The sequence below is a fragment of the Shewanella loihica PV-4 genome (assembly GCF_000016065.1).
Classification (GTDB): domain Bacteria; phylum Pseudomonadota; class Gammaproteobacteria; order Enterobacterales; family Shewanellaceae; genus Shewanella; species Shewanella loihica.
Map to the genome: position 1 here is coordinate 3404411 of NC_009092.1, position 20346 is coordinate 3424756.

At 53.5% G+C, this 20346-nt stretch carries 18 protein-coding genes; all 18 read right to left on the reverse strand.

Annotated elements, in window-relative coordinates; genetic code table 11:
- Window positions 1-4: 4 nt before the first annotated feature.
- The 18 genes from SHEW_RS14805 to SHEW_RS14890 all read right to left on the reverse strand — a co-directional run bounded on the left by SHEW_RS14805 (window position 5) and on the right by SHEW_RS14890 (window position 20333).
- Window positions 5-1813 (reverse strand): acyl-CoA dehydrogenase, encoded by a 1809-nt coding sequence (locus tag SHEW_RS14805; RefSeq protein WP_011866665.1) that lies wholly within the window; start codon window positions 1811-1813, stop codon window positions 5-7.
- A 217-nt stretch (window positions 1814-2030) separates the two neighbouring features.
- On the reverse strand, window positions 2031-3965 hold the full coding sequence (locus tag SHEW_RS14810; protein WP_011866666.1) for a CocE/NonD family hydrolase: 1935 nt from the start codon (window positions 3963-3965) through the stop codon (window positions 2031-2033).
- Window positions 3966-4174: 209 nt separating this feature from the next.
- A complete protein-coding gene (locus SHEW_RS14815; RefSeq protein WP_041406690.1) occupies window positions 4175-6682 on the reverse strand; it encodes a TonB-dependent receptor in 2508 nt (835 codons plus the stop codon).
- Window positions 6683-7419: 737 nt separating this feature from the next.
- Window positions 7420-8499, reverse strand: coding sequence for a DNA polymerase IV (gene dinB, locus SHEW_RS14820; protein WP_011866668.1), 1080 nt, complete (start codon window positions 8497-8499; stop codon window positions 7420-7422).
- A gap of 167 nt (window positions 8500-8666) precedes the next feature.
- Window positions 8667-9134: a bacterioferritin gene (gene bfr, locus SHEW_RS14825; protein WP_011866669.1), complete on the reverse strand. Its 468-nt coding sequence runs from the start codon at window positions 9132-9134 to the stop codon at window positions 8667-8669.
- A gap of 10 nt (window positions 9135-9144) precedes the next feature.
- Window positions 9145-9618, reverse strand: a complete 474-nt coding sequence (bfr, locus tag SHEW_RS14830) for a bacterioferritin (RefSeq protein WP_011866670.1) — start codon at window positions 9616-9618, stop codon at window positions 9145-9147.
- A gap of 285 nt (window positions 9619-9903) precedes the next feature.
- Complete coding sequence (gene nqrM / locus SHEW_RS14835; protein ID WP_011866671.1) at window positions 9904-10128, reverse strand: (Na+)-NQR maturation NqrM; 225 nt, start codon at window positions 10126-10128, stop codon at window positions 9904-9906.
- Between the two features lie 167 nt (window positions 10129-10295).
- Complete coding sequence (locus SHEW_RS14840) at window positions 10296-11312, reverse strand: FAD:protein FMN transferase (protein ID WP_011866672.1); 1017 nt, start codon at window positions 11310-11312, stop codon at window positions 10296-10298.
- Between the two features lie 105 nt (window positions 11313-11417).
- On the reverse strand, window positions 11418-12665 hold the full coding sequence (gene nqrF / locus SHEW_RS14845) for an NADH:ubiquinone reductase (Na(+)-transporting) subunit F (RefSeq protein WP_011866673.1): 1248 nt from the start codon (window positions 12663-12665) through the stop codon (window positions 11418-11420).
- Between the two features lie 48 nt (window positions 12666-12713).
- Window positions 12714-13322 carry an NADH:ubiquinone reductase (Na(+)-transporting) subunit E gene (gene nqrE / locus SHEW_RS14850; protein WP_011866674.1) on the reverse strand — a complete coding sequence of 203 codons (609 nt, stop codon included), beginning with the start codon at window positions 13320-13322 and terminating at the stop codon, window positions 12714-12716.
- A 5-nt stretch (window positions 13323-13327) separates the two neighbouring features.
- Window positions 13328-13960 carry an NADH:ubiquinone reductase (Na(+)-transporting) subunit D gene (locus tag SHEW_RS14855; RefSeq protein WP_011866675.1) on the reverse strand — a complete coding sequence of 211 codons (633 nt, stop codon included), beginning with the start codon at window positions 13958-13960 and terminating at the stop codon, window positions 13328-13330.
- Window positions 13960-14754 (reverse strand): Na(+)-translocating NADH-quinone reductase subunit C, encoded by a 795-nt coding sequence (locus tag SHEW_RS14860; protein ID WP_011866676.1) that lies wholly within the window; start codon window positions 14752-14754, stop codon window positions 13960-13962. The genes SHEW_RS14855 and SHEW_RS14860 overlap by 1 nt, the downstream gene beginning before the upstream one ends.
- Window positions 14747-15946 carry an NADH:ubiquinone reductase (Na(+)-transporting) subunit B gene (locus tag SHEW_RS14865; RefSeq protein WP_011866677.1) on the reverse strand — a complete coding sequence of 400 codons (1200 nt, stop codon included), beginning with the start codon at window positions 15944-15946 and terminating at the stop codon, window positions 14747-14749. Before SHEW_RS14865 ends, SHEW_RS14860 begins: the two co-directional genes overlap by 8 nt.
- A complete protein-coding gene (locus SHEW_RS14870; RefSeq protein ID WP_011866678.1) occupies window positions 15946-17280 on the reverse strand; it encodes a Na(+)-translocating NADH-quinone reductase subunit A in 1335 nt (444 codons plus the stop codon). The genes SHEW_RS14865 and SHEW_RS14870 overlap by 1 nt, the downstream gene beginning before the upstream one ends.
- 578 nt (window positions 17281-17858) lie before the next feature.
- Window positions 17859-18368 carry an S-ribosylhomocysteine lyase gene (gene luxS / locus SHEW_RS14875; RefSeq protein ID WP_011866679.1) on the reverse strand — a complete coding sequence of 170 codons (510 nt, stop codon included), beginning with the start codon at window positions 18366-18368 and terminating at the stop codon, window positions 17859-17861.
- A gap of 259 nt (window positions 18369-18627) precedes the next feature.
- Window positions 18628-18927, reverse strand: coding sequence for a BolA family protein (locus SHEW_RS14880; RefSeq protein WP_011866680.1), 300 nt, complete (start codon window positions 18925-18927; stop codon window positions 18628-18630).
- Window positions 18928-19052: 125 nt separating this feature from the next.
- Window positions 19053-19556: an ACT domain-containing protein gene (locus tag SHEW_RS14885; RefSeq protein WP_011866681.1), complete on the reverse strand. Its 504-nt coding sequence runs from the start codon at window positions 19554-19556 to the stop codon at window positions 19053-19055.
- 129 nt (window positions 19557-19685) lie between these two features.
- Window positions 19686-20333: an alpha-ketoglutarate-dependent dioxygenase AlkB family protein gene (locus tag SHEW_RS14890; protein ID WP_011866682.1), complete on the reverse strand. Its 648-nt coding sequence runs from the start codon at window positions 20331-20333 to the stop codon at window positions 19686-19688.
- Between the last annotated feature and the right edge of the window lie 13 nt (window positions 20334-20346).

Genomic DNA, 20346 nt, shown 5'->3' on the forward strand with positions numbered 1-20346 from the left:
AGGACTAGAACCAGGCGTCCTGCATATCGAAGGGCACACTGTTATGGCTCTCCAGCAGGGCGATCTGCGGATCGATCTCCGGCAGTTCCCACTCCAGGTAGTAACGCGCCGCCTGCAGCTTACCCTGATAGAAGTTGGCATCATCGACAGACAGAGCCCCCTCTTCGGCCAGCTTGGCCGCGGCGATATTGGCCTGCTGTAGCCAGATCCAGCTGGCGGTGATGCGGCCAAACACGTCCAGATACAGGGTGGCGTTGGCCAGGCCCAAATCCGGATCTTTGGCCAGCATGGGCAGCAGTACGGCATTGAGCCTGCTCAGCTTGCCAAGCGCGGCGAGCAGGGATTGGCCCATCTCGGAAGTCGTTTCCCTCGCAGCGGCCTCGGCGGCAGTGGCTTCCACCGCCTTCACAAACAGCTCATAGGCGGCCATGTTCCCCATAGGCACCTTGCGCCCCAGGATATCCAGGCCGTGGATCGCCTCCGTGCCCTCATGGATTGGATTGAGGCGGTTGTCGCGATAATACTGCTCCACCGGATACTCGCGGATATAACCCGAGCCACCGAGTACCTGTATGGCCAAATCGTTGGCCTTGAGGGCGTACTTTGAGGGCCAGGATTTGACTATGGGCGTCAGCAGATCAAGCAGCATGAAGGCCTGCTGACGGGCCTCTGGCGTATCCGCCGTGTGGCTATCTTCAAACAGCGAGCTGGCATACAGACACAGCGCCAGCGAGCCTTCCACATAGGCCTTCTGCGCCAGCAACATGCGGCGCACATCGGCGTGTTGCACGATAGGGATCTGCTTGGACTCAGGGTCTTTGTTCGATGGCAGACGTCCCTGAGGACGCTCACGGGCGTATTCCAGGGAGGCATTAAAGCCCTGGTAGCCCAGCACCGCCGCCGTGCTGCCGACGAAGATGCGCGCCTCATTCATCATCTGGAACATGTAGGCCAGGCCCTTGTGGGGCTCGCCGACCAGGTAACCCACGGCGCCGCCCTTCTCGCCAAATGACAAGACGGTAGAGGTGGTGTTACGAAAGCCCATCTTGTGCAGCAGACCGGCCAGGGCCACGTCGTTACGCTCCCCCTGGGAGCCATCGTCATTGACCAGGAACTTGGGCACGATAAACAGGGAGATCCCCTTGACGCCGGCCGGGGCGCCCTCGATCTTCGCCAGGGTCATGTGGATAATGTTCTCTGTGATGCTCTGATCACCGCCTGAGATAAACATCTTCTGGCCCGTGATCAGATAGCTGCCGTCGGCCTGTGGCACCGCCTTGGTGGTGATGTCGGCCAGCGCCGAGCCCTGGCCCGGCTCTGTCATCGCCATGGTGCCAGCGAAGCGGCCCTCCTGCATGGGGGGAATAAATTTAGCCTTCTGCTCGTCGCTGCCAAAGCTCTGAATCAGGTTAGCCGCTCCCAGACTCAGGCAAGGATAGCCGGCGGTGGCGGTATTGGCGGCGCTGAAATAGGCCATCGCGGCGCGCAGTATGATCTCTGGCAACTGCATGCCGCCATCTTCGAAGTCATAGTGGGCAGCCAGAAAGCCAGCATCGGCAAAATGGTCCCAGGCCTCCTTGGTTTCCGGGATCATCTGCACCCTTTCACCGTCGAAGGTCGGCTCCTGCTCGTCCCCCTTGTGGTTGTGATTGGCAAAGTATTTCTCGGCGATGGTTTTCGCCGTCTCCAGGGTGGCGTCAAACACCTCGCGGCTGTGCTCGCAATAACGGGGGCGCTGCAGTAGTCCTTCTGTGTCCAGGAATTCATACAGCAGAAAATCCATGTCGCGGGCATTGAGTAGTTGTACTGTCATTGGGAAACTCCATTAACGTCTGCGAAAATTGGCCTAGTGAACCGCACTCTGGCACAGCGCCCTCACGAGTGAGGGCGCTGTGGCGCAGGGACAAGATCTGCCCGGCCGATATAAATTGGGTATCTCGACCTAAACCGACACCCAATAAACTCAATAAGTTATGTGATAAAACGGCAGCACTATCTCCGCCGTTTTATCAACCATTAGGACTAGCAGGCTACAACAGCGGCAAGGCGATTTGCGATGCCTGGGCACCACCTACGCTTAGGGAGAGCTGCGCCTCGGGATACGGCGGCGCCTCCATATTGTCTTTGTCACCGCCCATGATGGCGACACGCAGACGATTGCCTTTGTTGATGCGATACACCACGGGCATGATGTCGAAGTTGGCTTCGACCACCTCACCCGGCGTCAGCAGTTGCTGATCCTCCTTTAAGGCGCGATGCCAGGGGATATCCAGATTATTCCAGGGCGCCTTGTGCTGCTTGCGCAGGGATAATCTCAGATTGCCTTCTGTGATGTAGTTGGAGCGACCATCGGCCTCCACCTCTTCCAGCAGGGCATACACATCCGCATCTGGCGTACTGGCCGAGACTAAGAGTTTGACCAGCGGAATGCCGGCGATCACCATATCCTTGTCGAGGGGCGCCGTCGTAAAGGTCAGCGAATGCCCGTCATTAGCCGTCATATCCGGATAGTTGACCTGGGTGCCATAGTTGGAGTCCCAACGAGTCGCCGTGCCCGTAGTAGTCAGATCGTTGACCTGATAGGCCAGCAGCGCGCTGGCATCGGGTTTCTGCGTCGACAGCACAGGCGCCTGAGTCGACAGCAGATGATCTGTCACCAAGTCGCTCTTGGCGCTGGATTCACCAAAATAGAAGCTGGTGCGGGCCTTCTGGAGGGGGAACTGGGGCAGCGAGATCCACTGCCACTGCTTACGCATGCTATCCACCTCGGCCACATGAATTTGCGGCCCATCCATCACGCCGTTCTTGATCCCCTTCAGCCAGTAGTCGAACCAGCGCTGAAACTCGGCGCCATATACTTTGTCACGCTCCAGCTTTTCCGCCTCGTTATTAGTGACGTGGGACCAGGGGCCAAAGGCCATCTTCTGCGGGCCGTGATAGTTTTCGAAATGCACTAAGGTGTCTGTAGTGTAGGGATCATGCCAGGAGCCGAAATGGTAGATGGCCACGCCAGACTCGTTGAGGGCTGTGTTTATCGCCGAGGGCATATCCTTGTACCAATCGAACTCGGGCGCGGTATCGTCGCGCAGCTTCGCCGCCGCGAGTGGCGCTATAGGGTCGAAGTTGGTGGCATGCTCCTTCACGGCGGCCGCCGCCAGAGTGCCATCGGTATCGGCATCCACCGGCGTTGGCTTGCGTACCTTATCCAGGTACTGGGTGCCCTTGCCCCAGCTTTCCACCAAGTCCTGACGCATTATGCCGCCACGGCGAACGGCGTCATAGAGGCTAAAATAACCGTTTTCCGGGGTGATGGCCTTAAGCGCCGGATGCTTGGTGCTGGCGGCCATGTACTGGGTGATCCCCATGTAAGAGAGGCCATACATACCTATGTTGCCGCTGCTGTACGGCTGCTTGGACAGCCAGTCGATGACATCATAGGCATCGCGGGTCTCGGGCGCGCTGAACAGCCCCTGGTAACGGCCGAAAGAGGCCCCGCCGCCACGCACGTTGACGCTGGCGATCACATAGCCGTGTCTGGCGAGACGCTGCAAGATGGCATCGTCATCTATGTTGGTTACCCCTGGCTCAAACTCCCTGTGGTAGCGAGAATAGGTCCAGAGTACGGGTAACTTTTCTTTCGTCACCACACCATGCTTGGCCGGGCGTGAGATATCCGCCGCCAGTTTGGTGCCGTCGCGCGTGGTGATGTACTCAGAGCTGGTCACCCAGCCATCGAAACGCTCCTGAGAGTAGCCTTGGTAGCGGCCAAAGCTGGACACCTTACTATTTTCACTAATAGCCTGTTCGCTACGAGCCTGTTCGCTCTGCCCAGGCTGGTTTGTGGCAGACTCGGCCGCGGCGATTGGCGCGGCGATTACCACGGGAGTTACACCAGCCGAAATCGTCAACAGGCCGGCGGCCAGCCAGCAAGCGGCGCGCTGTGATTTTCCCCTAACTTGTTCCATGTCTCATTTCCTATCTGTTATTGATCTTATTGCGCTTACACCAACTTAAGCCCTTCCCTCCAGGGTTATCCCTTACCGCAGAGTTATCCCTTAGCGCCCCGCCTTCGAGGCCTGGCGATGCAGACACATCGCCAGGGAAGGAATAAAAAGCGGCTCCCTGACGACAGTGTGCAGTCTTTAAGTCAGGGAAGCCGGGGAAAAGCTGTGCTCTAGTAGTTGTAAGACAGGCTCACACCAAAGGTGCGCGGCGCGTTATATTCGCTATAGCCACTGTCCAAACCATCCAGATAGAAGCTGTTGCGATAGGTCTTGTCGGTCAGGTTGCGTCCCCAGACAGCCACACTCCAGTTATCGGCTGGGCTGAAGATCTCCGCTCGCATATTGACCAGGGTGTAACCCTTCTCGCGATAGATGGGTTCGTTAGACACAGACAGCCAGTAATCATCCTTGAAGGAGGCATCCAACTGAATGAAGCCTTCCAGCTCGGCGCTGAGCTGATAGTGATAACGGGCGATCAGGTTGCCGCTGAACTTAGGCGCGTTGTTGAGTTCGTTACCCTGAATATCGATCACTTCACCGAAGATGTTGGTGATACCGACATCGGCAGACTCGAACTTGGTGACCTTGTCGACTTCGGTGTCGAGCAGGCCGATAGCGGCGCGGATCTCGAAGTCCTCAGTCGCCATCCAGCGCAGATCCAATTCGGCGCCCTGCATGATGACGTCACCCAGGTTACGCAGGCCGTTGAAGACGCCGCCGGTTGACTGGTCAACCTCCTGGATAGCCGACTGGAAGTCGCGGTAGTCGTAATAGAAGGCCGCGCCGTTGATCTGCACGCGATAATCTTCTAGGGTCGACTTGAAGCCCAGTTCCACCCCGTTGTTGCGCTCCGGCTTGTAGGGACGGATAGCATTAGGGTTGGTCAGGAAGCCACCGAAGAAGCCGCCGGACTTAAAGCTGCTGCCCACACTGGCATACAAGAGGGTATCCGGGGTGACCTTCCAGTCGAGGTTAACCTTCCACGACGGGTCGCTCTCGTCATAGTGAGATTTGTTGCCTCGCGCCAGATCGTAGCGGCCGGTAACAGGGTCCCAACCAATGAAGTTGGCGCAGTAGGTCGGACTGTCTGGATCTGTGGTGTTAAGGCCATTAGCCGTACAGATCCAGGTACCGTCGTTGACAAACACGTCGCCGACATAGTCCTTCTTCTCCTGGGTGTAACGCAGGTCCACCGTAGTCGACAGGGTGTCGCTGATGGCATAAGTGAGCTGGGCATAGCCTGAAATCACCTCGGTATCCTGGGTATAGGCCATGGTGCCGCAGCCCGGGAACTGCTTCCAGTCGGCGTAGACGTTGGCGGCAAAGGAGCAGTTTCTCAGGTCGTCCAGGTTATCTTCTGCATACACCAGACCCACCATCCAGTTGAAGTCGCCACCATAGTTGGACAGCAAGCGCAGCTCCTGGCTCCATGAGCTGGTGTCTGAGTCATACTGGGTGACATACATCTCGTTGAGGTCACCACCATTGAGGCGACCATAATCGCGACTGGCTTGCTCCCAGGCCTCTTGATCCTGACCAGGGCCAAGACCCACCGAACCGACACCGTTACGATGCTTAAACTGCATCTGGGTGTAGTTGGTGATAGAGATCAGCGAGTAGTCGGAAAAATCCCAGTTCATGTTTAGCGACACTGAATGGTAGGTATCATCGTTAGGATGCACCCTGGCATCGGCGCCGCTGTATGGGTCGCCATCGGCGCTGGCGCGGTTCATGTTGATACAGCTGGCATCCGGGATACCGGTTTGCAGCACTGCGTCACAATAGGCCGGTGTACCATCCTGGTTGTAGGGAATATTCATCGACGGCAGCCCAGGGAAGCCCGCCAGCGGTCCCTCCCAGTAGGCGTTGCTGTCCAGCAAGCCCGTGACCTCGGGGATCGATGCCTCTGAGGTGTCACGGCCATAGGTATATCTGAGATCTGCCGCAAAATAGTCGGCTGGCTCATAGTGCAGGGTAAAGCGTGCCTGCTGCTTATCTTTGCCACCCTGATCGCGATTCAGATAGGTGTTGTAGTAGTAGCCGTCGCTGGTCTCTGACTGCACGGCGAGGCGCACAGCGGCAACCTCGCCCAGCGGCAGGCTGGCACCGGCGCGGATGTTGAGCGAATTATAGTTACCGTAATCCACCGCCACATTGGCTTCAGTGGTCTCCAGCTCTGGTCGCTTGGAGGAGAAAGAGATGGCGCCGCCGGTAGAGTTGCGTCCGTACAGACCGCCCTGAGGCCCCTTGAGCACCTCTACCCTATCGGTATCGAACATGGCAAAGGCGCTATAGATGCCATAGGGCTGATAAACGTCGTCGACGACCACGGCCGTATTAGGCGTGTTGTTGGTGTTGTAGTCCTGTAGACCCACACCACGGATCACGAAGATAGGGATGCCGCTATCGTCTGAGACGGCGACCTCCATGTTAGGGATAAATTCCGCCAGAGCCGACGCCTGATAGGCACCGAGATCTTCCAGCTCATCGGCTTTAAACGCGGAGATCGCGATGCCGACATCTTGCATACGTTGCACACGTTTTTGCGCCGTCACCTCGATGACTTCGAACGCGCTCGCCTTCTGCTCTTTCGCTTCTTCTGGCGCCTGCGCTTCCTCTGCAAAAACTTGACCTGAAATAGCCCCAAAAACCGCCATGGCCAAACAACTTAGCTTCATGTTGCTCCGACTTACTGCTGCTCGGGAGCGTAATAAGTGATTGGGTTTAATGTATTTTTCCATCATCCTATCCTTCCTTTATTACGTTTTATATTTATTAGGATGTTGGCGATGTGGAAATCAGCCGCACCTCCTTACCGAGTCCTGCACTAACTGCAATATTTATTGCCATAGCACCTATTCCCCCCGCGGTACATCAGGCCACAAACATAAGCAAAGACTGTAAGAATCGAGTATATGGAGCGCGTTACCAATTTTTAAATTTATTATAATGATTGTGTAACATTCATGATGGTGATGATGAATCATTCATCTGCCCCCATAGCTCCCCTAAAAACCCCTACCCCTTGTAGGGGCTCGTTTTTTAAGCAATGCTGGCTCTATTACACCTGGGCAAACGCAATGAATGAGAGAGGAAAACAGCCCCATAGATGGCCCAAACCACCAAGCTCATCGGAGCTGTTACAGAGAATTAAAGCCAATTTGCGCCATAAAAAAGGTCAAATCGAAGAGATAGGATAACCCGGTGTAGATACGTCGGTGAGCTTCCGAAACAGGGATGTTTCGGCAGAGCCTAAAGGGACTTATTCACGGCGTCTCACAGACGTATCTGCACATAAGCCCACCGCAGGTGATAGGTAAGCATTAAGGTTAACCCTTAAAATTCGCCAAATAGTTACAACGCAGCCAGCGGCTACTTCGAAAAAAGAAATGTCTAACCTTCATTTCAAGGTGCACTAAAACCCGAGATCCATCTGCGCCCCATGCACCTCCTCATCGAGCCCGGCCCCCACAGCCTCGCTCTCAAGCCCAACCGACACCCCCAGCAGACGAATGCCTCGGCCCGCGCGGCGCTCCAGCGCCTGTTTAAGCAGGTCGTAAAACAGCTTCACCGAGACCTCGTCGCTGCGCTGCTCTATGGTGGTCTGTTTGAAGTCATCGAACTTGAGCTTAACCACCTGCTTGTGAATACGACGCGACTTGGCGCTGCGACTGATGCGCCCCGACAGCTCCTGGATCAGCTGAGGCATCACCGCCTGACACTGCTCATAAGTGTAGATATCTTTGGCCAGGGTGGTCTCGACACCGACAGACTTACGTTCCCTGTGGGGCGAGATGCCGCGGGGGTCTATCCCCTGCGCCCTGTCATAGAGCACGCCGCCAAACTTACCGAAGCGCTCCATCAGGCTCTGACGGCTACAGGCCTGCACATCGGCGCAGGTAATCAGCCCCATGGTTTCCAACTTGGCGGCGGTCACCTTACCGACACCGGGGATCTTAATCAGCGCCAGTGTCTTCACAAACTCGGGGATCATCTGCGGAGTGATCACATACTGGCCGTTGGGCTTATTGAGATCCGAAGCTATCTTGGCCAGAAACTTCACCGGCGCGATACCGGCAGAGGCGGTGAGCCCGGTCACCTCGAAGATCTCCCGGCGAATCGCCTCGGCGATCAGCGTGGCCGAGCCCTGGTGTTGGGTGCAGTCACTGACATCCAGATAGGCTTCATCCAGGGAGAGCGGCTCGATCAGCTCAGTGTAGCGGGCAAACACCTCACGGATCTGCGCCGACACCTCCTTGTAGACAGACATGCGTCCGGGCACCAGGATGAGATCCGGGCAGAGCTTGAGGGCATAGGCGGAGGCCATGGCCGAGCGCACGCCAAACTTGCGCGCCTCGTAGTTACAGGTGCTGATGACACCGCGGCGATCGCTGCGTCCGCCGACGGCAATGGGCTTGCCCCTAAGCTCGGGAAAATCACGCATCTCGACCGCCGCGAAGAAGCAGTCCATGTCTACATGAATAATCTTTTTCACCTTAATACCTCCACCGCCAAGAATACTGTACATTTAAACAGTATTCAATCACTTCGCGATGAACGACAGCTATGCGTCAGATGACAGGCAGCAAAAAGCCACCCTAAGGTGGCTTTATCTCTGTTTCGTGGCGCCGAATGGCTAATGCATTATATCGGCTCAGTCTATTACATTTTAGACTGGAGGTAGTTCTGCAGACCTATCTTGTCGATGAGGCCCAGCTGCTTCTCTAGCCAGTACATATGATCAGACTCTGTCTCTTCCAGCAAGACCTCTAACAGTTCACGGGAGACGTAATCCTGCTTTTCCTCGCACAGGGCGATGGCTTCACGTAGGTTGGCCGCCACCTGATACTCATAGTTGAGATCATTCTGCAGCATCTCCTGGGGATCTTTACCTATATTCAGCGCCTCGCGGCTGGCCACATCTGGCGTGCCCTCGAGGAACAGAATCCGCTGCACCAGCTTCTTGGCGTGTTCGCGCTCGTCGTCAGACTCGTGGGAGATCCGCTCGTGCAGCTCGTTAAGCCCCCAGTCTTCGTACATCAAGCCGTGGACAAAGTATTGATCCATCGCCGACAACTCACCGGTGAGCAGCTTGTTGAGGGTGTCGATCACTTCCTGATTGCCTTTCATGTTTCTCTCCCTATTCAGATTCCATCTGCGACTGCAGGTAATTTTGAATGCCCGTCATCTTAATCAGATCTTGCTGCGCCTCGATCCAGTCCAGATACTCCTCCTCATCTTCGAGCAGGTCTTCGAGGATCTCGCGGCTCACATAGTCTCGCTCCGTCTCACACAGGGCGATCACGCTGCGCAGCTCGACCAGCTGCTCTTCGAGCATGGTCTTGTCGCACTGCAACATCTCTTCCGGGTTCTCACCTATGCGCAGCTTCTCGAGCTGTTGCAGATTAGGCAGGCCTTCGAGAAACAGCACCCGCTCGATCAGCTTGTCGGCATGCTTCATATCTTTGATCGACTTCTTGTAGCACTTCTCATTGAGCTCTTCCAGACCCCAATTTTTGTACATGCGTGCGTGCAAGAAGTATTGGTTGATGGCCGTCAATTCGAAGGTCAGTATCTTGTTTAACTGACGAATGACGTTCGGATGACCCTTCATTTGATCTCCTTAGTAAGATTTGATCTAAATCAATATTTAAGCCTAGAGCAATTTTCACTCAATTACAAATAAACATTAAGTTTCAATCAGTTATCAAAGAAAATCGTTCTCATTCGCGCTTTGATTACCAAGGCGATTAAAGATAATAAATCCAGCGTGTTAAGGCCGATAGTAAGCACAAGGCGCTAAGGAGCAGAGGAGTCTCGGAGAAGAGTAATGAAAAACAGGGGTAACAAAAAAAGGCCCCGAATGGGACCTTTAATAATGACGCCTCACAGGCGTGGGCTAGATGATACGATCTTTGGCCAGCTTCTCGCGACGGGCCTCTTCTTCGGCCATCTTCGCCTTACGCTTATCGCATGGGTCGTCACAGTCACAGGCCTTCTCGATACCCAGGGCACCCAGACCACCGCAGCTGCCGGCAACCGCCTTCTGTTTCACCAGGTAGCCGATAGACATAAGAACGAAAAACAGTAGTAATACCACAAAAGCCGCTAAAAAAGTGCTCATCACTGACTCCAGATACACATAAGTGGCTGTTTCGCTTATGTGTCTAATCATTCGCTAACTAGTTGACTAGCTCATAGGCTAGCTAATCAACCGACATGCAAGACTGCATTCAAAATGCGCCTAGCCACTATATTAAGCGGGCCGGCGCACCGATGGACGCTATTCTATCACAAACCCACGTAGGGCTTAAAGGCATCGCTATAGTAGACCTTGAAACCTTGCGCTTGCTTCTCGATCAACATGATGGCCAGATGCTCACGTTCGGCCAGCGCCAGCGAGGCCTCTGTGCCCAGCACCATCATGGCGGTGGCGTAACCGTCGGCGATCATGCTCTCCTTAGCCAGCACGGTCACAGAGGCAAGCTTATGGTCGATCGGGTAGCCGTTGCGCGGGTCGATAATATGAGTGAAGCGTTGCCCCTCCTCCTCATAGTAGTTGCGATAGTCGCCCGAAGTCGCCATGGCGATGTTGCCAGGTTCCAGCAGCTGCTGCACCACGCGCTCATCCTCATCGGGCTGCTCTATGGCGATCACCCAAGGGCTGTCGTCGGCCTTGACGCCGAAGAGACTGATCTCGCCTCCTATCTCCACCAGATAACCTTTGGGCTGATACTTGCTCAGCAGCTTGGCCACCTTATCGACCCCAAAGCCCTTGGCGATGGAGGAAAGGTCGACATACAAAGCAGGATTGGTCTTGCTCAGCTTAAGGCCATCGACCTTAAGATACTCGATACCCGTCTTGGCCTTGGTCTCGGCGATCAGCTCGGCGCTTGGCACGCGAGTCGGACGCTTGTCGGGACCGAAGCCCCAGAGGTTTACCAGCGGGCCCAGGGTGATATCCAGGGCGCCATCTGTCTTGCGATAGAGATCGATACCCGTCTGCACTACCTTGGCCGTATCGGGGGATACCGCCAGGCTAGATTCGAGTGTCATCTGATTGAAGCGCGACAGCTCTGAGTCTTTGCGATAGGTGGACATCTGATCGTTCACCTGCTCAAGCGCGAGGTCGATCTCCGCCTGCAGCAGTTGCTCGTCGGGCATCTGCTTGTCGCCGACAAATTTGATGTGGTAGGTGGTGCCCATGGTCTGCCCAGACATGGAGATCATCTTGACAGGTTGGCTACAGGCCGAAATAAAAAAGGCTAGTCCCGCCAGGACTAACCCCTTGATAAAGGTCTTATACATATTGACCATTGTCCTTAATGATAACCCGGTAACACACTCCCTAAGGGCCTTTGGGCGCCTTAGGGAGCACGATAATCACGGCAATAATATCACAAGAATGATTGCTTAGCCGCCGAAGTCATCCAGCAGGATGTTTTCATCTTCAACACCAAGATCTTTAAGCATACCGATAACGGCCGCGTTCATCATTGGAGGTCCACACATGTAGAACTCACAATCTTCTGGCGCGTCGTGGTCACGTAGGTAGTTTTCATACAATACGTTGTGGATGAAGCCAGTGTAACCATCCCAGTTATCTTCGGGTTGTGGGTCAGACAGGGCCACGTGCCATACAAAGTTATCGTTCTCAGCCGCCAGGCCGTCGAAATCTTCAACGTAGAACATCTCACGCTTAGAACGCGCACCGTACCAGAAGCTCATCTTACGCTTAGACTTAAGACGCTTGAGCTGGTCGAAGATGTGTGAACGCATAGGCGCCATACCTGCACCACCACCGATGAATACCATCTCGGCATCGGTGTCTTTCGCGAAGAACTCACCGAATGGACCAGAGATAGTCACCTTGTCGCCAGCCTTCAGGCTCCAGATGTATGAAGACATCTTACCGCAAGGCAGTGACAGGTTACGTGGAGGCGGTGTCGCGATACGTACGTTCAGCATGATGATACCTTCCTCTTCAGGATAGTTCGCCATTGAGTACGCACGGATTGTCTCTTCGTCAACCTTAGACTCTAGCTTGAAGAAGCCAAAGTGCTCCCAGTCACCACGGTATTCTGCTGGTACGTCGAAATCGGCGTACTTAACATGGTGCGCAGGCGCTTCGATCTGGATGTAACCACCGGCACGGAAAGGCACAGACTCGCCATCAGGGATAGCCAGCTTAAGCTCTTTAATGAAGGTCGCCTTGTTATCGTTAGAGATAACGCTGCATTCCCACTTCTTGATACCGAAGATCTCTTCTTCCAGTTCGATCTCCATATCTGACTTAACGTTGACCTGACAAGACAGACGACAACCGTTACGGGCATCGCCCTTAGAGATATGGTCGAGTTCTGTTGGCAGAATATCACCGCCGCCAGACTTAACGATCACCTTACACTGGCCACAAGAACCACCGCCACCACAGGCTGACGATACGAAGATACCGTTACTAGCCAGAGCGCCCAATAGTTTACCGCCCGCCGGTGTTTTAATTGCTTTATCCGCATCATGGTTGATGCCGATAGTAATATCGCCACTCGGAACCAGTTTTGATTTGGCGAACAGAATCACCAACACCAAGACCAGTACGATGGCTGTAAACATACTCACACCGAGGTATACATCGATTGGAGTAGATTCAATAATACCCATTAACTTATCCTTAAAGGTTCAAAATCAGAAGCCGTTAAGGTGTCTCTATTACAGAGACACACCTGAGAACGACATGAAACCTAGCGCCATCAAACCCGCAGTCACGAAGGTAATACCTAGACCACGCAGACCATTAGGGACATCAGCATATTTTAACTTCTCACGGATACCGGCCAGCAGCACAATCGCAAGTGCCCAACCGATACCTGAACCTATGCCGAACACTAAACTTTCACCCAGGTTGTAGTCACGCTCAACCATGAAAGAAACCGCACCGAAAATCGCACAGTTTACTGTGATCAGCGGTAGGAAGATCCCCAGCGCGTTGTATAGCGGTGGGAAATACTTATCCAATGCCATCTCAAGGATTTGAACCAGCGCCGCGATCACACCGATGAAGGTGATGAACTTAAGGAAGCTCAGGTCTGCATCGGGTACACCAGCCCAGGCCAAGGCGCCCGGAGCCAAAATACCCTGATAGATGATTTGGTTAACAGGTACTGAAATTGCCAATACCACGATTACGGCAACACCTAAGCCCATGGCCGTGGTGACTTTCTTAGACACAGCCAAGAAGGTACACATACCAAGGAAGAAGGATAACGCCATGTTTTCAATGAAAACAGAACGGATTAATAGACTAATATAATGTTCCATTACGCTTATCCTTTTGCTTCAACTTGCTCTGGCTTGATGGTACGGATAATCCAGATCAACGATGCAATCAGGAAGAACGCACTTGGTGGCAGCAGAAGCAGACCGTTTGGCTGATACCAGCCGCCCTCAGAGATCTTGCTTAGGATCTCGACACCAAATAGCGAACCGTTACCAAACAATTCACGCACGAAGCCAACTGACAACAAGATGGCACCATAACCCAGACCGTTACCGATACCATCCATGAAGCTCATCATAGGCGGCGTCTTCATCGCGTAAGCTTCGGCGCGGCCCATTACGATACAGTTGGTGATAATCAGACCCACGAATACCGACAGCTGCTTAGCCACGTCATAGGCATAAGCTTGCAGTACCTGGTCAACCACGATCACCAGTGAAGCGATAATGGTCATCTGAACGATAATACGCACACTGCTTGGAATGTGGTTACGTATCATAGAGATGAACAAGTTAGACAAGGCCGTTACGGCAGTCAGAGCTATGGTCATTACCAAGGCAGTTTCCATCTTACTGGTTACCGCCAGGGCACTACATACCCCCAGGATCTGCAACGCAATCGGGTTGTTACTAATGATAGGTCCAGTCAGAACCTGTTTAAGTTCTTTTGCGTCAGCCATTAGCTCAGTCCTCCGTTGCGCGCCTTCTCAAGAAAACGTGCAAAACCTTCTTTACCCAACCAGAAATCCAGTGAGTGCTGTACACCATTACTGGTCAGTGTTGCACCCGATAGTGCGTCAACACCGTGAACGCTCTCTGCAACGGCAGGGTTCTTAGTCACTTTGATAGCCAGGTTGCCTTGGTCATCATAAAGCTTCTTACCCTTCCACTTGGCGATCCACTTAGGGTTCTGAACTTCACCACCTAGGCCCGGAGTTTCACCCGAACCGGTAAAGTCGTAGTACACCAAGCTGCGAACTGTGTTCAGGTCAGACTCAACGGCCAGGAAGGCGTACATGGTTGACCATAGGCCGTAACCTTTAACCGGAATGATCACTGTCTGTAGTGTGCCAGCGTCATCACGTACCAGGTAAACCACGCCCTTGTTCGCCACACGCTTAACTGAAGCGATGTCGTGCTCAGGCTTGAAAGAGGTCTCTAGGGTGCGAGCCGCTTTCTCTGTGTCGAATGTGTCGGCGTTGCCTTCAACCCAGTCACCAGACTTAAGGTCAACCAGCTTAGCTTCAACATACTTGTCGTAAGTCTCAAGGATCTTAGCCTTGCTGACTTCACCAGACTTAGTGTCTACCAGGCCAGCGGCTTCAAGAATGTACTTTTGCTTATCAAGCAATTTGTTTTCTTGTTGAGTTGGCTTAAGCAGTACGGCCGCAGTAGAAACGAATACCGAACAGATAAAACATAATCCAACAACAACAAACAGCGTTCTACCGAACGAATCTTTATTACTAGCCACGAGCAATCCTCCGCTTGATATTCGCTTGAACCACGAAGTGGTCGAATAGCGGCGCAAATAGGTTGGCAAACAGGATGGCCAACATCATACCTTCTGGGAAAGCAGGGTTAATGACACGGATGAATACGGCCATAGCACCAATCAAAATACCGTACGCCCACTTCGCTTGGTTGGTGAAAGACGCAGAAACTGGGTCAGTCGCCATGAACATCATACCGAAGGCAAAGCCACCCAGTACCATGTGCCAGTACCAAGGCATCGCAAACATAGGGTTAGTGTCGCTACCGATAGCGTTAAGCAGCAGAGAGACGGCAATCATACCGACCATCACACCACCAACGATGCGCCATGACGCGATACGGGTATAGATGATGACCAGACCACCTAACAGAATCGCCAGCGTAGACACTTCACCAACAGAACCTGGGATGAAACCAAGGAAGGCGTCCCACCAAGCTTGGTTAAAGCCATATTCCAGTGTGCCCTGTGCCGCTTGGCTCAGCGCCGTCGCACCAGAGAAACCGTCAGCAACCACCCAAGTGGTGTCGCCTGACATGTTTAGCGGGTAAGCGAAGAACAGGAAGGCACGGCCAGCCAGTGCTGGGTTAAGGAAGTTACGTCCGGTACCACCGAAGATCTCTTTCGCCACGACCACACCGAAGGTGATACCCAGCGCCACCATCCATAGCGGAATGGTTGCCGGCAGTGTCAGGGCAAACAGGATAGAGGTAACGAAGAAGCCTTCGTTAACTTCGTGGCCACGTACCGTAGCAAACAGCACTTCCCAGATACCACCCACGGCGAAGGTCACCGCGTAGATAGGCAGGAACCAACAGGCGCCATACCACATCAGGGCAGCAACACCCGAGTCAGCCGTCAGCTCAGTACCGAACAGGCCAAACAATGCAGTTTGCCAGGTATCCGGCGTCGCAAAGCCAGCGAGCAAGGCATCTTGTGCCTGAAGACCCACGTTGTACATACCCACGAACATCGCAGGGAATGCACAGGCCCAAACCGTAATCATCATACGCTTCAGGTCTAAGTTATCACGCACATGGGTACGCCCCTTGTTTACGTGACCTGGGGTATAAAATACCGTGTATGCCGCTTCGAACAGCGCATACCATTTCTCGTATTTCCCGCCCTTCTCAAACTGGGGTTCAATACTTTTGAAAAACTGTTTCAAGCCCATTAGCCTTCCCTCACAATCGTATCTAGGCAGTCGCGTAGGTACGACGCGTAGTCATACTTACCAGGACATACGAAAGTACATAGTGCCAAATCTTCTTCGTCTAACTCTAACGCGCCTAAGGCAGCTGCGCCGTCGGTATCGCCTGACACCAGGTCACGCAATAGCATGGTAGGAAGAATGTCGAGAGGCATAACACGCTCATAGTTGCCGATAGGCACCATGGCACGGTCAGAGCCCCCTGTGCTGGTCGTCATGTTAAACAGACGAGACGGTGACAGGTGACCCAGGAAAGCGCGCGTGATAGAGAACTTGTTGGCACCAGGCATAGCCCAGCCGATAAATTCTTGTTCGCGGCCTTCTTCAAGCAGAGAAACCTGGTTAAAGAAACGTCCCAAGTAGGCGTGTGGGCCAGTTGCCGTCTTACCAGAAAGCACAGAACCTGCGATAACGCGTACATCGCCTTGGGCTGTTTCACCGGCAGTTAGCTCAGCAATAGAGGCGCCACTGTGAGTGCGTACGAGTCTAGGCTTAAGCGCCTTAGGACCCGCAATCGCTACCACGCGCTGAGTGTTTAGCTCACCAGTAGTAAATAGTTGACCGATTGCGATCACATCTTGATAGCCAACATGCCAAACGGTGCGTTTAGCCGATGCAGGCAGAACAAAATGGATATGAGTACCAGCAAGACCCGCAGGGTGCGGACCGGCAAACTCTTCGACTTGTGCGTTGGCCGCAGGAATATCGGCTCCTGGCGCCTTACACAGATACACCTTACCTTCAGTCAATCGTGCAAGGACTCTTAAGCCATTGGCAAAGTCTTCCTTGTGCTCGTTAATGATAACGGCAGGATCGGCAGCAAGCGGTTGGGTATCGATAGCGGTCACAAAAATACCGGCAGGCGTTGAGTCAACTGCGGGTGCTTTGCTGAAAGGACGCGTGCGCAATGCAGGCCACATACCTGATTCGATCAGGTTGTCGCGTACGAGTTGCGGCTCTAGGGTGTCTAACGCTGCGGCATCGTATTTAGCGAAAGAAACGCTGTCGTCTCCCTCTACTTCGATGACGACAGACTGAAGAACACGCTGGGCGCCCCGGTTAATTTCTGAGATGGTGCCACTGGCTAAAGCAGTATATTTAACGCCAGGATTCTTTTTGTCTTCAAAAATCACCTGACCTTTCTGCACTTTATCACCCACTTTGATCTTCATCGTGGGGCGCAGGCCAATATACTCTTCACCCAAAGTAGCTACGTGTTTAATGGCTGGGCCATTATGGATAACTTGCTCTGGTCCGCCTGTTATAGGCAGGTCCAATCCTTTCTTTATTGTAATCATATCCACAAGCACTACGTTTATGAAGGAAAGATAATGCGTCGCGTTCCTGCTAAATGAGATAGATTTCAAACATCAGCTATCGCATTGAGCTAGCGCAGATTTATTACAGAAATGCGATCGCAATCACGCTGGTCGGGCGCATTTTACCGTAAATAATTGCTTATCGCCATGAAAAATACGGGTGTTTTAAAAGGGATGCGGGGATTTTTACAGTGAGGAGTAGATCACAGTTCGAGAGATTTTTATGATTTAGGTAAACGGAAATTAATTTAGCCCCCTGTCCTAGCAGGGTTATATGGATTTGCGAAGCAAAATCGCCCCCTAAAACGCGCTTTTTTTCACCTCTTTTTAACGCATAAAAAATCGGCGAAAAGCCGGACTGTTCGACTAAAGTTTAACCACACCATAAGCCAAACTCAGGCAGAAGTCGGCGTCTATTTGAGCATCACGAGCCAGATGCACACTGCCACCAAGCACTAAAAAGACGATACAGATAGCCAAAAAGCAGCCTAAGCTGCTTTTTATGACATTTTACCACTCAGATTAGCACTCTGATGACGCTAAATTCCGAGGCGAAGTTACAGACCCTTTAGGATCTCATCGCTAAGTTTCAGATCGTCATTGCGATTCACATTCACCCCGGCGGCGATGATGTTCTTGGCGATCTCCTTGGCCTGCTCCAAAGAGTGCATCTCATAGGTGCCACACTGGTATTCGTTCAGCTCAGGGATCTCAGACTGCTGCTTGACCTTGAGCACATCTTCCATGGCGGCCAACCAACACTCGGCCACTTCGGCCTCTTTCGGCGTGCCGATGAGGCTCATGTAGAAACCGGTACGACAACCCATGGGCGAGATATCGATGATCTCGACACGATCGCTGTTGAGGTGGTCACGCATAAAGCCAGCAAAGAGATGCTCCAGGGTGTGAATGCCGCGCTCGCTCAGGATCTCCTTATTAGGCACGCAGAAACGCAGATCGAAGACGGTAATGGTATCGCCCTTGGGGGTGGTCATCGTCTTGGCGACGCGCACGGCAGGGGCGTTCATGCGGGTATGATCTACGGTGAAGCTATCGAGTAACGGCATTATTATTCTCCCAAAATGGTGATGCTCAAACTATCTACTTGCCAACATACTGAGCACCAGTATGGCGTGCGGCGACAGGGTGTTCCCTCGCGCCGCGATAGACCTACACAATATGCGGTAGGTGCCGGGGAAAGTAAAGTGAACTTAGCTCAAGGCCTAGAAACCAAAAAACCACAGCGGCGGTTACCTGCTGTGGTCTTTGTATGGCGCAATCATATGGGTCATTAGGGCCGGTTGCTAGGGTTGAGCCCTTACACCTTTAGCCCTTACATTTTGGCGAGTTAGGCACCTGCACCTCTTGGTCCCACTCTTCGGGGGTAAAGGTGTGCATAGACAGGGCATGGAGCCCGGCGTCGAACTGCGCCTTGAGCGCCTCGTTGACTGCTCGATGACGGCCGATGAGACGCTGGCCCTCGAACGCGGCGCTGGCGACGATCACCTTAAAGTGGGTCTCGGAATTTGGCGGCACATGGTGGTTGTCGCTCTCGTTGATCACCTCAAGATGCACAGGGGCTAAGACTTGGGTGAGCGTATCGATTATCTGCTGTTTTACTGACATGGCTATCGTCTCTATCGAATAGAAAACTTAAGTGGCCGCAGAGTACTGTGAGTGGCAACAAAGATCAACTCTCCATCACCCAGACTCCGCAGGCGATCACTTAACCCACAGTCCTTGCCTCTAGCTTAGGTCAGGCTGACTCTGGCATCTTGGGAGACGTTTTCCAACAGCTCGATAATGCTGTCGCCGCTGATCTCATCGGGCACGGATACAGCCAACTTGGCCGAGAATACCGTCTGCCCCAGGGTAGAGACATGGACCCGGTTGCACTCCATCTGCTCCACCTCGAGATCCAGGTTGGAGAGGATATCGACTATCTCCCGCGTCAGTCCGGGCCTGTCTGAGCAGTCCACATTAAATCTCAGGCTGCGGGTGTGTTCGCTCAAAACCTCGGCCATGTCGCTGAAGCTAAAGACAAGTTCGGGGAACTGCTGCACAAAATCGGCCTGCAGTGAGGCGACTTTATCCCCGGCGATCGCTACCTTCATCAAGGCGGCAAACCAGGCATCCATCTTGATCACCTTGCTGCTTAACCACTCGCCACCCGCCTCACGGGTCAGGTTAGCCATCGCCTTCACCACCCCAGGGGTGACAATACCCGTTACCGTGGTCACGAACATCTTATTCATAAGCAACTCCTTCTGGTGGTTATAGGGTCACACAGACATTGTGCGACACACCTGCTCACGATGAGAATAAAACTTTCATCCCTGCAAAGGTGAGAGCTAGCTTACACTTCCCGCCTCGGCGCGATCACTTTACCCCTGATGAAAGTGTGGAATTAAATGCCGATAGGTCAAGTTTAGTCTAGGCTGGGTTACCTTGGCTCGTTTCGGCAGCGCATGTTGCCAGCTCGACTGCATGGGCCAGTGCATGATCAACAGATCGCCGCTATTGAGCATCAGCTCGACCTTGGTGTTACTCTGAGTATGGCGCAGAAAGAAAGAGCGACTGGCCCCGAGTGTCACTGAGGCGATATCCGAGCCCGGCACGATCTCGGCCTCATCGTCGCTGTGCCAGCCCATGGTGTCGCTGCCGTCACGATAATGATTGACCAGCACGCCATTGCTTACCAGGCCAAAGTCACGCTGCAGTTTCTGCCGCAGGCGCAGGGCATACTTGGGCCAAGGCTCGGCGCGAATGAAGAGGCCTGAATAGAGATAATCGCAGCCGTCGTCGCCAAACCATACCTGACGTCTGGGGATGGGATGGGTGCGGCCAAAGAGTGTCAGCGCTGGTCGGCTGAAGGGATAGTGCTCGGCCTCATCGATCAAGGCGCCTTGCTGAGCCTGATTGAGATACCCAGGGATCAGGGTAATAGGCGGCCTGGGAGTCTGTTGCTGCGCAGCCCCTTCATCTTTGGCCTCGTGACCTATATCTTCAAACCCAAACCCTTGCTGTTGCATTTGTCGCTTCCTA

Coding starts and splice junctions, on each gene's coding strand:
- nqrF (WP_011866673.1), bottom strand. CDS start 12,665: ATGGGTATTATTGAATCTACTCCAATCGATGTATACCTCGGTGTGAGT.
- SHEW_RS14815 (WP_041406690.1), bottom strand. CDS start 6,682: ATGAAGCTAAGTTGTTTGGCCATGGCGGTTTTTGGGGCTATTTCAGGT.
- SHEW_RS14810 (WP_011866666.1), bottom strand. CDS start 3,965: ATGGAACAAGTTAGGGGAAAATCACAGCGCGCCGCTTGCTGGCTGGCC.
- luxS (WP_011866679.1), bottom strand. CDS start 18,368: ATGCCGTTACTCGATAGCTTCACCGTAGATCATACCCGCATGAACGCC.
- SHEW_RS14885 (WP_011866681.1), bottom strand. CDS start 19,556: ATGAATAAGATGTTCGTGACCACGGTAACGGGTATTGTCACCCCTGGG.
- SHEW_RS14805 (WP_011866665.1), bottom strand. CDS start 1,813: ATGACAGTACAACTACTCAATGCCCGCGACATGGATTTTCTGCTGTAT.
- nqrM (WP_011866671.1), bottom strand. CDS start 10,128: ATGAGCACTTTTTTAGCGGCTTTTGTGGTATTACTACTGTTTTTCGTT.
- SHEW_RS14840 (WP_011866672.1), bottom strand. CDS start 11,312: ATGTATAAGACCTTTATCAAGGGGTTAGTCCTGGCGGGACTAGCCTTT.
- SHEW_RS14870 (WP_011866678.1), bottom strand. CDS start 17,280: ATGATTACAATAAAGAAAGGATTGGACCTGCCTATAACAGGCGGACCA.
- SHEW_RS14880 (WP_011866680.1), bottom strand. CDS start 18,927: ATGTCAGTAAAACAGCAGATAATCGATACGCTCACCCAAGTCTTAGCC.
- SHEW_RS14855 (WP_011866675.1), bottom strand. CDS start 13,960: ATGGCTGACGCAAAAGAACTTAAACAGGTTCTGACTGGACCTATCATT.
- SHEW_RS14890 (WP_011866682.1), bottom strand. CDS start 20,333: ATGCAACAGCAAGGGTTTGGGTTTGAAGATATAGGTCACGAGGCCAAA.
- nqrE (WP_011866674.1), bottom strand. CDS start 13,322: ATGGAACATTATATTAGTCTATTAATCCGTTCTGTTTTCATTGAAAAC.
- SHEW_RS14865 (WP_011866677.1), bottom strand. CDS start 15,946: ATGGGCTTGAAACAGTTTTTCAAAAGTATTGAACCCCAGTTTGAGAAG.
- bfr (WP_011866670.1), bottom strand. CDS start 9,618: ATGAAGGGTCATCCGAACGTCATTCGTCAGTTAAACAAGATACTGACC.
- bfr (WP_011866669.1), bottom strand. CDS start 9,134: ATGAAAGGCAATCAGGAAGTGATCGACACCCTCAACAAGCTGCTCACC.